Source organism: Clostridium arbusti SL206, from assembly GCF_000246895.1.
Taxonomy (GTDB): domain Bacteria; phylum Bacillota; class Clostridia; order Clostridiales; family Clostridiaceae; genus Clostridium_I; species Clostridium_I arbusti.
Genome location: NZ_BAEV01000025.1, coordinates 1 through 13,698 on the forward strand (window position 1 = coordinate 1; position 13,698 = coordinate 13,698).

Genomic DNA, 13,698 nt, shown 5'->3' on the forward strand with positions numbered 1-13,698 from the left:
ACACGTAGTATAAGACCAGATATTCAATATATATTGAGTAGTGACATCAGTATAGATAAGAAAGATTCTCATATTAATATGATATCTGCTTATGAAGATTTGAATATAAAAGATATATATATTAAAGCTTTTGGTTCTACTGATATAGGCATTTCCTTTTTAGTAAAGATAGATGAAATAACTATATTTCATGCTGGTGATTTAAATTGGTGGTATTGGTTGGATGAAAACGAAGAATTTAATTCAAATATGGAAAAATCTTTTAAAGAAGAAATAAAAAAAATTAAGGGTAATTCTATAGATATAGCTTTTTTTCCCGTAGATTTGCGTCTTAAGGACTATTACTCTTTAGGTGGAGAATACTTTATAAAAGAAATAGGTCCAAAACTATTTATACCAATGCATTTTAGAGAAGATTATAAGGTTACGAAACAATTTAAAGATAAAATAAAAGATAGAAATACAAGAGTTGTTGATATAACTCACAGAGGTGAAGAAATTATATATTAGTAATTTTATCTATATAATATAAAATGTTCTATTATATATTTTTATTTAAATGGGTAATCTATGAGATGTACTGGTTTGCCAGTAAAATATACTTTATATATTAAAGGAGAAGATTACTCATGGCTAATTCATTAGAAGAAACTAGACAATTAAATCAAAAATCTGCTGCTAATAAAGGTGCTGCTAATTCTAATTTGTCAAGCAATGCATCCGATTCTAATCTTGAAGAAACTAAACAATTAAATCAAGACTCTGCCATTAATAAAGGCACTACTAATTCTAATTTATCAAATAGTGCATCATCAGATTCTAGTCTTGAAGAAACTAAACAGTTAAACCAAAAATCTGCTGCTAATAAAGGTATTAGTAGTAAATAAATTAATATTCCCTATACTATGTATTAGTATAGGGAATATTAATTTATTGAACTATGTATTTTTTCACAAATTCAAAAGGTTTATAGGATTGTTTAGCTTTTCTAAGTCCCTCTTTACCTAAGTCCTGTTCTCTATTAATTATATCCACGTCACTAAAACATTGCTGAACAAAGCTTCTATTTATAAATGCATACAATCCTCTAATTTCAGGGTTTGCTTTTTCAATATGAATAATTGCCATCTCATCATTCATCTTTTCTCCCATTGTAAAACCAGCTATTTTATCTTCAACATACACTGCAATACCTTCATATTCCAATTTATTCTCGTTCTTTAGAAGTTCCTCTGTACTCTTAATTTCATATTTTAAATATTCGTCCACATCATCTCTATGACTTAGCCATTCATTTGCAGCATTCATACACTCTTCCACTGCAACTTCTCTTATATCCTTTATATGGTAATCATAATTTTTTACAAATTGATTATAATGATTTTTTTTACCATGAAGTTTTTTCCCTGACAAAGACATAAGACTACTACATGGATAAATATAATCAAAATTATCTTTGTCCTCTATTGCTACTTTATCTACTTCTACATCACAATATTCTCTTAAATCTTCTACAAATTCACTCTCCAAATCCTTAAATAAATAATCCATATTTACAGATTCTTTAATTTCTTTAAGAAGTTCAAAAATTTCTTTTAACTGATTATTTTTATATCCAATGGGTTGCATAAAATGAGATTTACCATTAAAATCTTTCTTTTTTAATATTAGTACATCATCATATATAGCATATTCTATACTACAGGCCTCTCTCCATATAAAAAGAGTTGTAAAAGAATATTCACAACTCTTTAAATTAAAAGGCTTCAAGTATCCATCGAATAATTCCTTATCCTCAAGATTAAGTTTTTTAAATTGTAACACCAAATCACTCCAATTCTATAACTAGCTGAAAATAGCACATATTATCATATTATCATTTGATACCTATTCAAATTATACTATTTTTTAAATTACAATACAAATCATATATACAAATATAAAAAGTGCCTCAAAATAATTACATTATAAAATATGAATTATGTTAAATTTACAATAAATTTTGTAGTTATAGAATCTTTACTTATACTTATACTTAATATAAAACACTATGAAATTTTAATTTTTAGTTGTGATATGTAGATACTGATACAATTATATTTCCCAAGGAATCACAACTAGTATTAACATCATGACGTAAGTTCTGATTGTTTCCAGTTTGAAATGAATCTTTTACAAAGGACATAGTTTGTATACTAGAGTCATATTGATCTTCTGGAAATTTAAAGTTAATCTTAGTTCCCTTTGTAATATTATTCGTATCTACAACAGTATTATCAATAGTATAAGATGAATCTATCTTTTTAACTGTTGATCCATTTTGTTCCGCTGCTGACTGTATATCCTTAAAAGAATTATTATTCTTTATAGAATCATCAATATACCTTATATCTTGTATTTTATAATCTTTTATAAGCTCCGCTGCTGCTCCTATAGAGTCATTATCTGTGGTAGTTAGAATAATTCCATATAAATCTTTAATGGAATGGCCTTTTAGCGAAGTTTTTATATCTTCTGTATTTTCTGCTTTACCAGCATCAATAAGAATATTTTTCTTATTAAATTGCATTAACACACATCCATTGAGACCATTATTAATAAAACTTATATTTAATGAATTATTCTTAATAACACTATTAACAGCTTTTGTATCCACTGATTCAGTATTATTTGCAGTTGATTTATCTTCATTTTCATCCAATTGTTGATTTTTAGAAATTGACACATCATTTTTATTTGATATGCTGCTTTCTGTATTAGTTGGTATTTTCCAAAAACCTATAAATCCTATGATAAAAGCAATAACTACTCCTATAAAATAAAATTTTACTTTACCATTTCTCTTTCCAATTGAACTTATACCCATAGTCATAAAAAACACTACCAATGAAATTCCAAGTACTAATAATAATATTTCCATAAACAAATCACATCCTTTCAATTCGTTCATTAAAAATATTGACAAATTAGCATCTAAATATTCACATATATATAAACTTATATATTTAATTTTTTAGTATTATATCATACCACCATCTGCAGTTATAATCTGTGAAGTTATGTAACTTGCATTATCACTGGCAAGAAATGCTGCTAACTTTCCAATTTCATCACTTCTTCCAAATCTCATCATTGGAATTTCCTCTTCCATATTTTTTATATTTTCTTCACTAAACATACTATTCATCTTAGTATCTATAACTCCAGGTGATATGGCATTCACCCTTATATTTGATGGCGCAAGTTCCTTACCGAGAGCTTTAGTAAATGAGTTGATTGCACCTTTAGATGCAGAATATAACACCTCACAAGAAGCTCCCACATTTCCCCATATAGATGAAATGTTTATTATGCATCCAGTCTTTCTTTCTATCATATACCTCACTGCAGCATTAGTACAATTAAAAACAGACTTGAAATTTGAATTGAAAGTTTCATTATAATCTAATTCGCACTGATCCATAAATAATCCTATTTTTGATATTCCAGCATTATTAACTAGAATATCTATCTTACCAAAATGATTAACTACATCTTCCACCATAGCTTTTGCATCATTAAAATTTCTAATATCTACTTTATAAGCCTTTGCATAGATTCCCTCATTATTTAAAAGTTCTAGAGTTTCTTTTGCTCCATTATCATCTTTTAAATAATTTATAGCTATTGATGCACCTTCCTTAGCCATCTCTATAGCTATATGCCTTCCTATACCTCTAGAAGAACCTGTTACAAGTGCAACTTTTCCACTTAAAATATTACTCAATTGTATACTCCCTTTCACAAATCAACCAAATAATCTATAGCTAAAAGTTTATTTTTTTCTTTCTCATGCCTACATTTAATACCAATGCTAATGCCATGAAGTTTGCTATTATAGAACTTCCTCCTGCACTCATAAGTGGAAGTGTTATTCCAGATATAGGAGCAAGTCCTATTGTCATAGCTACGTTCTGATATATTGAAAATGTTAAACCTGCAAAAGTTCCAATGCAAATTAGTTTTCCCAAAATATCTTTAGAATTTTTAGCTATTTTTATAATTCTATAAAGCACTATGGCATATAGACATAAGAGTGCAATAGAACCAATCAATCCCCATTGTTCTCCTACTGCTGCAAATATAAAATCTGTATGTGCCTCTGGAACATATCCTCCAGATACTTGAGTCCCATGTAAGAATCCTTTACCCAAAAGCCCTCCAGATCCTATACCTATTTTAGAATTGGTGAGTTGATAACCTGTACTCTGCTGTGTAGTTTCAGGATGTAAAAATGAAGTTATTCTTGCCATCTGATAAGCTTTTAAAATATGTGCCTTCCATACTATTATACAGGCAGGTATAACTAAAGCTATTGCTCCAAATATTATTTTTAAATTAAGTCCTGATATAAAAAGTATACCAAAAGCTATACAAAGGCATATTATTGCCATCCCTAAATTAGGTTGTTTAATTATCATTATTGTTGGTATAGCTGTATAAAATAATATTTTCAAAAGATTTTTGGGTTCATTTACATTACCTTCCATATCATTTATTTTCTTTGCAAGAATTAGAGCCAATGCCATTCTAAAAAACTCTGCCGGTTCAATAGAAGGTAAAGGTCCTAATTTAAGCCAAGAATTAGCCCCTTTAACAGCCATATTTTGTATGTCTGTAGCTAATAACAAAGCTATACCAATCCAATATATAACCTCTGAAAAATTACTCATTACATTATAATCAATTAATAATAAAATATAACAAATCATCATTGAAATAATTATAAATATAATTTGTGTTCTCAAATAAGAAATACCAGCAGCACTATATATATTCATAACCCCAAAAAATGAAATAAAAAGTGCTGTAATGATTAAGGGAATATCTAATTGTCTTAATAATCTACTGTCTATAATCCACTTTTTCAACCTTCAGACCTCCAAACAAAAAATTTATTCTATATTCATTATCTACAAAAATCATCTCATTTGTCAATTAATAAATATTTATATTTATTATGGAAGAGTACTCCTTATATTAAGAATATAAATTTTAATCCTATTTTTATTCTTAAGGCATGTGAAAATAAATAACAAGTCAAAGATGCGACGTCTATTTTGAATTATACAAGGAAACAGGTTCTGCTGATAGTGGCGCTATCAGAGGGTTCTGCTGACGCAGTGGAATTCAAAATAGGCTAGCATACTGACTAGTTATTTATTTGAATGTGCCTAATATAAAATAGGATTTAGTAATTAACAAATACATCAATTACTAAATCCTCACTAAAAGTATTGTAAACTCTACAAATATTTTAGGCATGTGAAGAAAATAACTAGTATGTATTCTAGTCTATCTTTTTCACATGCCTTATCATTATGTACTACTAAAAGTTTATTTTTTTCTTTCTCATACCTACATTTAGTACTAAAGCTAAGGCCATGAAGTTTGCTATTATAGAACTTCCTCCTGCACTCATAAGTGGAAGTGTTATTCCAGATATAGGAGCAAGTCCTATTGTCATAGCTATGTTCTGATATATTGAAAAAGTTAAACCTCCAAAAGTTCCAACACAAATAAGTTTTCCCAAAATGTCTTTAGAATTTTTAGCTATTTTTATAATTCTATAGAGTACTATGCCATATAAAAGTAGTAGCCCAACAGCACCCAATAGTCCCCATTCTTCACCTACTGCTGCAAATACAAAGTCCGTATGAGCTTCTGGGACATATCCTCCTGATATTTGAGTTCCATGTAAAAATCCCTTTCCGAAAATTCCACCAGAACCTATACCAATCTTAGAATTAAGAAGTTGATATCCCGTGCTTTGCTGAGTAGCCTCAGGGTTTAAAAAGGAGGTTACTCTTGCCATCTGATAAGGCTTTAAAACATTACTTTCCCATATAATTATACAAGTAGGTATAATTAAAGCTATTGTTCCAAATATTATCTTTAAATTAAGTCCTGATATAAATAATATACAAAAAGATATACAAAGACATATTATAGCCATTCCCAAATTAGGTTGCTTAATTATCATTGCTGCTGGTATGGCGGTATAAAGTATTAACTTCAAAAGATTTTTGGGATCATTTACATTTCCCTCCATGTTACTTATTTTCTTTGCAAGAATCAAAGCCAATGCCATTCTAAAGAATTCTGCTGGTTCAATAGAAGGCAATGGTCCTAATTTAAGCCAAGAATTAGCCCCTTTAACATGCATATTTTGTAAATCTGTAGCTAGCAGTAACGCTACACCAATCCAATATATAACTTCTGAAAAATTGCTCATTATATTATAATCAATTAATAATATAATATAGCAAGCAACTAAAGCTATACATATAAATAAAGCCTGTGTTCTCAAATAATAAGTACCAGAAGAAGAGTTAGTTGCACTATATATATTCATAACCCCAAAAATGGCAATGACAAGTGCTGTAATAATTAAAGGAATATCTAATTGTTTTAATAATCGGCTATCTATAATCCACTTTTTCAAATAATAAACCTCCAAACAAAAATTTATGATATCTTATTATCCATAAAAATCATATTAGTTGTCAATTAACAAACAATTAATTTTATATGCATTTTATTAATTTTGTTTAGGCATGTGAAAATAAATAACAAGTCAAAGATGCGACGTATATTTTGAATTATACAAGGAAACAGGTTCTGATGATAGTGGTGCTATCAGAAGGTTCTGTTAACGTAGTATAATTCATAATAGACTAGTATACTGACTAGTTATTTATTTGAACATGCCTTATAGACTAAAAAATTATAAAGGGCTATAAATTCTTCTAGATATAATAGAACAACTTAGCCCTTTTAATAAAATAAAACTTTCAGTTTATTTACAAATGGATTGATTAATAAAAATCTTTATTATTTCTAGATGCATTTATTAAAAAATCATCATTAGAATCTTCTGAACTACTTCCCAAATATTCATTTCCTTCATCATCAGATTTAACTGTTACTCCACTAATCAATCCTTGTGACGCCATACTTACTGCTTCTTCCTTCATTATTATTTCATCGTTTTCAAGTCTATAGGCAATTATATCATCATTATTATTCTTAATTACTTTTTGTATTATATGTGAATTTCTAAATCCCAATTGCATAAAACTCCTCCTTATATCAATAACAAAATCACAAATAAGCAGTACCATTTACTTATATATATGTTTCCCATATTTATATTAATTATACTATTAGACATATTAAGGCATATGAAAATAGTTTATATTTTACTATTTTAATTTAGACCTTAAAAACATAATCTTCATTCCAAGACTAACAAATTTATTCTCATATTCCGTTACTGTGTTGAACTCAAAACCACTACTATGCAAATCATAAGTATGGAACAGTAATTCAAATCCAGACTCAACCATATAATCTAAAGATGCATCAAACAATTCTCTATTGTCTGTCTTAAACCATATTTCTGTTCCCGGTTTTATAAATTGTTTATATCTTTCTAAAAACCTTGTATGCGTAAGTCTTCTTTTATTATGCCTATCCTTAGGCCATGGATTACAAAAATTAATATATATTCTACTTATTTCATTTTTATCAAAAATTTCAGTAATAAAAGCTATTTCTAAAGGAATTATTCTTACATTTGTAAGTTCTGCTTCCTTTACTTTTCTAAGTACATATACAAGCACTTCATCTTTTAAATCTATTGCTATATAATTTTTATCCGGATTATCTATTGCTTTCTTAGTTACAAATTCACCTCTACCACAACCAAGTTCTAAATATATTTCATTATCATTATTAAATACATCTTTCCATTTGCCTTTATATTCTCTAGGCTCTGTTATAACTAAAGGGCTTTCTTCCATTTCTGGTCTTGCCCACCATTTTTTTCTAAGTCGCATTGTTTCTCCTCCGTTAATCATATTAAGTATATTCAAATAAATAACCTGTTTTAAGCACTATTATCTTTATGTAAATTAGTTAAATCAACATTCCTTTATAATACTGATTAAAAATAAACAGACTTCTTAGATTCAAAGAGAGTAAAAGTAAAACTCTCCTTGAATCTAAGAAGTAGTTATGGACATACTAGTATTATTCTAAGCTTAAAACTAAAGTATTCTCATATTCAATCATACAAATCAGTAATTTTAAAACACATCCATTACATTTTCTGTATTTCCTGGGTAATTTAATTATATTGAAGCAAGTTCTTAATTCAGGTGGGGATTCTTTTACCCCATCTGAATTTTAGAACTGCGAATGCATGACTTACTTGGCGTTGGACTCCTACTTGAAGAAAAGCAGAGAACCAAAATCTTTTTTTTGATTTTGTGTGAATCACTTTCACAGAATGCGTGGGAGACTTACACCAAGTTAGTCAGGTTAAAATTTATAGTCCTATAACTGTACTTGCTAATTTCATAAACATACTGTATATCGCTTGTGATGGTATTCCTACAATATAATAAAATATAGATACTCCTCCAATTATAGGAAAAACTAAAACCATAAATATAATCAATTGATATCTATACATAGAATCAGCTACATTATAAAAAACTTTTGGAAATAGATCTCTTAAAATATGAAATCCATCGAATCCAGGTATTGGTATTAAATTTAATATACACAGCATACAATTTAACTGTGCTGTAATCACAAGTATTTTTAGAATGATACTGGACACATTAAAATCTGGCGCTACCTTAGAAAATATGATACTTATAAAAGCAAATACAAAGCCTATAATTAAGTTTGCCAGTGATCCAGCAATTGATACCTTAAGATCATCTTTATAATAATTCTTATAAGCACTAGGATTAGTTTGTACTGGTTTAGCCCAACCAAATCCCAATATTAAAATCAATAAAAATCCTATTGGATCTATATGTGCTATTGGGTTCAAAGTAAGTCTACCTTGAAATTTAGGAGTTTTATCACCTAATCTATCTGCAACAATTGCATGTGCATATTCATGAAAGGTAAAAGCTATTAAAATTCCAGGTATAGATAAAATTATATATAAAAGTCGTGATGAATCAAACAAGAATATTCCTCCCTTTAAATTTTTAGTTATATTCTATAATTATACCAAACTTTTGATGAACATATAATACTTATTAAAAAATAATTAAAGACGTCTATATTAAATGACGCCTTTATAGGTATTTTTAATTTTATTTATAAATTGTCTTTTGCAATTTACCATTTTCATTAGAAATCACTACTTTATCAGTCATCTGAAGTAAATTTCCACTGTAACTAGTAATTTTATTGCCTTTTAAAGATTGAATCTGTCCCTTTAGATTGCTGTTAACATATACTTCTCCCGCTTCTGATACATATATATCATTAGCATCACAAGGTTCGGAAACATTTAATACCTGCCACTGATCAGTATGATCCTGTGGACTTCCATAATATATCTTATCTATCTTACCATTAGTAACACTACCTATATAAATATTGTCATTATTGTCACAACCCAATATAGTAGGATTAGGCACATCTTTAAAAATTATACTATGGTCTTTATTTGTGGTCTCTATAGTGTGATTATCAGCATCTTCATAAATCAATTCATCTTCATGAGGAAGAATCTTAATATTTCCTAAGTTTGAAACTGTAGTAATTTTATTTACTTCATTCATAGCATTTACTTCATAGGTATCGTTTCTCTCAGAATTTCTTTTCACTTTAACAAACATAAGATTAGTTATAGGAGAAACTTCAATATCCTGTATTTCTGATTGCTTATCTGACCAAGTTAGCTTCTCTATATTGTCTTTTACATCTTTACTCGAATCATAATATTTCAATTCAATATTACCCTTATAACTAGAAGTTGGTTTCTCAGCTAATATTATTCTATGTCTATCTGGAAGCCACTGATATAGGGATATTTTATTTCCCTCTGCTGGAACTACACTCTTTTCTTGTCCATTAAGAGTATTAACTACCTTAAGAACTTCACCTTGATAATAAGAAATATAATTTCCGTCATAAGAAGCTTTTATCTGCTCAGCATCACTAGGTATATTTATAGTTATTTCTGACTTTTTAAGTGCTTTAACTTCAATTTTTTTTGTTTGAAAATAAGTTTCTGTTTTTAAATAATTCTTATTAATATAATACAATACACCAAATTGTACTGCTAAAGATATACATATCCATACAGTCATATGCTTTAGTATTCTGCTCATTGGTTTCCTCCTAGTTCTCAACATAGACAACTGAAGGTACATATCTTTCACCAACAGCATCACAAGGATTATTTATAACGTCGCCATTATAGTACATTGTAGTTGATGAACCACCATCTAAATTTATAGCATTTACAGCTCCATATTGCAACATAGCAGTTCTCACATCCTCATAAGTAGCACCAGCACTTTTTAATTGTCTTCCATCTATAACTAATAGAAGCATAGACCCATCTTTTCTCTGCCCCACTGCAGTTCTTGGAGCGATTCCACCTTCTTGATCTATAACTTGAGGTTTACTATTCAGTACTAGTACAGGACCAAAGGAAATAGCATCTGTAACCTTATTTTCCTTTAAATCATTAATACTATAGTTTCCAACTAATAATTTACCATCTGCATCAATCCCCATAGTTGGTACTTTTTGCGATAAATTTCCTGAATTATTAGATACTATCTTACCCTTAGACATTAAAATACCTATAGGTTTTCCTCCTGTACCAGTATATTTAGAATTTCCAGAGGAAGACTCGTCACTAAAGCCACCTCCATTTATTGCAGCTATAGCATTATTTTCTTCAGCAATCACACTAGTACATTGACCTTCTTTTCCAAGATTTTTAGTATACCCTACTTTAACTCTAGTTGGATCATGTATGACTAGCATATATCCCTTAAATTTTTTTCCGTCTACATCATATCTCTCTATATTTGTATCATTTTTGTGTTCTACATTTATTTCATTTACATTTATTTTTTCAGTACCTTGTCCTAATTTTTGATTAGCTACATCAGTATTGGTTAATTTATTTATATCTACATCAGACAAAAACCATTTTGCTACATACTGATGTCTACCAGAAGTCATTAATGCACCAACCACTGTCTTTTTAACATTATTAAAAGGTCCATAGAAAACTATAAACACTAAAGTAATAAATGTAAAAATAATTTCAAATACAATGAATGCTATTGAATATTTCAATTTCCCTAATCTATTTCTATTTTTATCTTTAGTTTCTTTTCCTATTTTGGAATTTGACATTCTATCTATCCTTTCTAAGCAAACTATAAACTATATTCTACTATAGATAGACAAATTTTTAAATAGAGTTCATCATTAATTTACTTTTAGAAGGATTTTATTGTCAATTTATTGTCTATTGTGGAAATTATTGAGTCATTATTCATCTCAACAAAATTACCTTCATAAGTATTTTTTTTATTATTACTTATGTCTGTAACTGTTTCTTGATCTTTATTAACTACATATATGTTTCCATTTGAACTTACAACAACATCAGCAGTGTTTATCAGGCTGCTTGTAGATACTTCTTTCCAAGAAGAAGTATTTTCTGTAAGTTTTCCATAATAAATTTTATTGATTGTTAATTTTCCAACACCTATGTAGAAGTTATCATTATCATCTGCTCCAAGAAGTGAAATCCTTGAAATTCCATTTAAACTTATTGTTCTTTTAGGTGAATAATTGCTATGTATCCCTCCATATTGTGAATCTTCATACACTAGTTGATCATCATTGGATGCAACTGCTATGTTTCCAACATTTGTAGTTACTGTACTAACTCTAGTAAGTGTTTCATTTCTATCTATTCTATATATTCTGGCTATGGATTTACTATAAGTTATTTTTGCATATAATACTCCTGTCAATTCGGAAATTTGAAAATCTACATCTTGACCTGCCGGCATTGAGTTTTCTCTTTTGTTTTCATAGTCATATATTCCTGCTTTGGACTGCTTTTCAGCATCATAATAAAAAAACTTTATTGTATTGCTATTAACCTTTTCCGCTATAATCATCCTACTTGTACCTGGTACCCATTTATATGATAAACACTTTATTCCACTAGAAAAATTTATCTTTCTTTCTTTTCCAGTAGTAGTGTCAACTACTTTTACAAGTCCGTTAGACATATATGCAGTATAAGTAAAGTCATCAGATAGTGATATATTCTTATCTGTACTATCAAAGGTCACATTAGGTTTTATTTGCTTTTTTTTATCTACGCTATCTATCTTTGTAACTTTTATACTTCCTTCTGGAGAAAAATAAAATTTATCTAAAAATAAATAAAGCGAACATTGTAAAATTAGTGAAATAATAATCCATGTAAAAATTCTCTTAGAAGTTCTCACCGTATAATCCTCCTCATTTATTTTACTTTACGTATATGGCTGTTGGTATTGGTCTTTCACCAAATTTATCACTTGGATTGTTTTGCACGCTTCCGTTATAATATAAAGTAGTTGAGGCTCCTCCATCAAGGTTAACTGCATTTAATGCTCCTTGGTCCTTCATAACCCTTTGTACGTCTGAAATAGTGGCTCCCATTTGAAGTCCTTGCCTTCCGTCAATAGTTAGAAGAAGTATTGATCCATCTGCTCTTTGTCCAATAGCAGTTCTTGGATTAGCTCCCTGAGTATCTATGGCTCTTCCGTTACTATCTCTAGTCTGAACTGTTCCATTTAATATAAGTGTTGGTCCAAAGCATATTGCCTCCTTAACTCCATTCTTTAATAGTTCATTAACACTGTGATCACCAACTACTAAATGTCCATCTTTAGTAATACCGGCCACACCTATCATCTTTTGATTATAATTTACATCTTCCTTTGGATAAATAAGTTTACCGCCAGAAATTATTATACCTGTAGGTAAAGCTCCAGTTCCAGTCCAAGTGGCTGTAGAATTTTTGCCCTTATCTTGGAATCCTCCCCCATTTATTGCTCCTATGGCGTTATTGTTTTTAGCTATCTGACTGGTTTTTTCACCTACAGTTCCAAGCTTAGATGAATAACCAATTTTAACTCTTGTAGGATCATGAACTACAAGCATTAACCCAGTAAATTTTCTTCCATCAACCTTTTCTAATTCTATGCTACTATCATGTCCTCCAATTTTTATCTTTTTCAAATCTTCTTCTAATGAAGTAATTGGACTAGCATTCCCATTGCTACTATCATCGCTATAAAGTATATCATTAATCTGTTTTTTGGATAAAAAAAGTGTAGCAATGTATTGACTCTTAAATGTACTCATAGCAGTACCTACTATTGTCTTTTTTAGTGTAGCGAATGGTCCATAAAAAACTATTAAAGGAGCAGTAGCAATACTAAAGACCAGTTGAAAAATTATAAAGTATATTAAAAGCTTAAATCTTTTAGTTTTTTTCACTCCCTTTTTATTATTTCTATTTCTTCTTAAATTTGATTCATTACTAATTCCATTTTTCATATTTGTACCTCATAAAAATTTTTTTTAACATATAACTTATATTTTACAACATTTCAGAAAATTTTTCATTTAAAAATTGTATATTTTTTGTAACTTAACTAGTAACTATCTAATATTTATCTTTAAAATCTAATTAAATATCCATTTCTAAAAATAGGCATATATGTACAATATATATTTAAAATAATATAAAAGCCTATTTAGTTAAATTAGACTCATAACTAAATAGGCATGTTAATTCCCATTAGGCATATT

At 28.7% G+C, this 13,698-nt stretch carries 14 protein-coding genes; 2 read left to right on the plus strand and 12 right to left on the minus strand.

What is annotated here, in order from left to right; translation table 11 throughout:
- Both RH99_RS06525 and RH99_RS06530 read left to right on the plus strand, forming a co-directional pair.
- Window positions 1–510 (plus strand): MBL fold metallo-hydrolase (locus RH99_RS06525; protein WP_010235592.1); only part of this gene is annotated, 510 nt, incomplete at its 5' end.
- A 119-nt stretch (window positions 511–629) separates the two neighbouring features.
- The gene (locus RH99_RS06530; protein ID WP_010235593.1) at window positions 630–887 is read left to right on the plus strand and encodes a hypothetical protein; all 258 of its coding nucleotides are present in this window, start codon (window positions 630–632) and stop codon (window positions 885–887) included.
- 43 nt (window positions 888–930) lie between these two features.
- Here RH99_RS06530 and RH99_RS06535 read toward each other — a convergent pair whose 3' ends face one another.
- The 12 genes from RH99_RS06535 to RH99_RS06590 all read right to left on the minus strand — a co-directional run bounded on the left by RH99_RS06535 (window position 931) and on the right by RH99_RS06590 (window position 13,443).
- Window positions 931–1,824, minus strand: a complete 894-nt coding sequence (locus RH99_RS06535; RefSeq protein ID WP_010235597.1) for a DUF2156 domain-containing protein — start codon at window positions 1,822–1,824, stop codon at window positions 931–933.
- Between the two features lie 241 nt (window positions 1,825–2,065).
- Window positions 2,066–2,950, minus strand: a complete 885-nt coding sequence (locus tag RH99_RS06540; protein WP_243441463.1) for an MBL fold metallo-hydrolase — start codon at window positions 2,948–2,950, stop codon at window positions 2,066–2,068.
- 69 nt (window positions 2,951–3,019) lie between these two features.
- Window positions 3,020–3,766 (minus strand): elongation factor P 5-aminopentanone reductase, encoded by a 747-nt coding sequence (gene ymfI, locus RH99_RS06545; RefSeq protein WP_010235604.1) that lies wholly within the window; start codon window positions 3,764–3,766, stop codon window positions 3,020–3,022.
- 40 nt (window positions 3,767–3,806) lie between these two features.
- Entirely contained in the window at window positions 3,807–4,910 is a 1,104-nt protein-coding gene (rodA, locus tag RH99_RS06550) for a rod shape-determining protein RodA (RefSeq protein WP_010235606.1), read from the minus strand.
- 458 nt (window positions 4,911–5,368) lie between these two features.
- A complete protein-coding gene (rodA, locus tag RH99_RS06555) occupies window positions 5,369–6,484 on the minus strand; it encodes a rod shape-determining protein RodA (protein WP_010235608.1) in 1,116 nt (371 codons plus the stop codon).
- A gap of 373 nt (window positions 6,485–6,857) precedes the next feature.
- Complete coding sequence (locus RH99_RS06560; RefSeq protein WP_010235610.1) at window positions 6,858–7,115, minus strand: DUF3892 domain-containing protein; 258 nt, start codon at window positions 7,113–7,115, stop codon at window positions 6,858–6,860.
- 129 nt (window positions 7,116–7,244) lie between these two features.
- Window positions 7,245–7,880: a tRNA (guanosine(46)-N7)-methyltransferase TrmB gene (trmB, locus tag RH99_RS06565; protein ID WP_010235612.1), complete on the minus strand. Its 636-nt coding sequence runs from the start codon at window positions 7,878–7,880 to the stop codon at window positions 7,245–7,247.
- 491 nt (window positions 7,881–8,371) lie between these two features.
- Window positions 8,372–9,028, minus strand: a complete 657-nt coding sequence (locus RH99_RS06570) for a site-2 protease family protein (RefSeq protein ID WP_010235613.1) — start codon at window positions 9,026–9,028, stop codon at window positions 8,372–8,374.
- A 130-nt stretch (window positions 9,029–9,158) separates the two neighbouring features.
- Complete coding sequence (locus RH99_RS06575; protein ID WP_010235614.1) at window positions 9,159–10,184, minus strand: hypothetical protein; 1,026 nt, start codon at window positions 10,182–10,184, stop codon at window positions 9,159–9,161.
- A 10-nt stretch (window positions 10,185–10,194) separates the two neighbouring features.
- Window positions 10,195–11,229 (minus strand): phosphodiester glycosidase family protein, encoded by a 1,035-nt coding sequence (locus RH99_RS06580; protein WP_010235616.1) that lies wholly within the window; start codon window positions 11,227–11,229, stop codon window positions 10,195–10,197.
- 86 nt (window positions 11,230–11,315) lie between these two features.
- Complete coding sequence (locus RH99_RS06585; RefSeq protein WP_010235618.1) at window positions 11,316–12,344, minus strand: hypothetical protein; 1,029 nt, start codon at window positions 12,342–12,344, stop codon at window positions 11,316–11,318.
- 22 nt (window positions 12,345–12,366) lie between these two features.
- Window positions 12,367–13,443 carry a phosphodiester glycosidase family protein gene (locus tag RH99_RS06590; RefSeq protein WP_010235620.1) on the minus strand — a complete coding sequence of 359 codons (1,077 nt, stop codon included), beginning with the start codon at window positions 13,441–13,443 and terminating at the stop codon, window positions 12,367–12,369.
- Between the last annotated feature and the right edge of the window lie 255 nt (window positions 13,444–13,698).

What these genes read in the sequence shown, in the direction of transcription:
- RH99_RS06530 (WP_010235593.1), top strand. Translation starts at nt 630, where the DNA reads ATGGCTAATTCATTAGAAGAAACTAGACAATTAAATCAAAAATCTGCT.
- RH99_RS06540 (WP_243441463.1), bottom strand. Translation starts at nt 2,950, where the DNA reads ATGAACGAATTGAAAGGATGTGATTTGTTTATGGAAATATTATTATTA.
- RH99_RS06560 (WP_010235610.1), bottom strand. Translation starts at nt 7,115, where the DNA reads ATGCAATTGGGATTTAGAAATTCACATATAATACAAAAAGTAATTAAG.
- trmB (WP_010235612.1), bottom strand. Translation starts at nt 7,880, where the DNA reads ATGCGACTTAGAAAAAAATGGTGGGCAAGACCAGAAATGGAAGAAAGC.
- RH99_RS06575 (WP_010235614.1), bottom strand. Translation starts at nt 10,184, where the DNA reads ATGAGCAGAATACTAAAGCATATGACTGTATGGATATGTATATCTTTA.
- RH99_RS06580 (WP_010235616.1), bottom strand. Translation starts at nt 11,229, where the DNA reads ATGTCAAATTCCAAAATAGGAAAAGAAACTAAAGATAAAAATAGAAAT.
- RH99_RS06590 (WP_010235620.1), bottom strand. Translation starts at nt 13,443, where the DNA reads ATGAAAAATGGAATTAGTAATGAATCAAATTTAAGAAGAAATAGAAAT.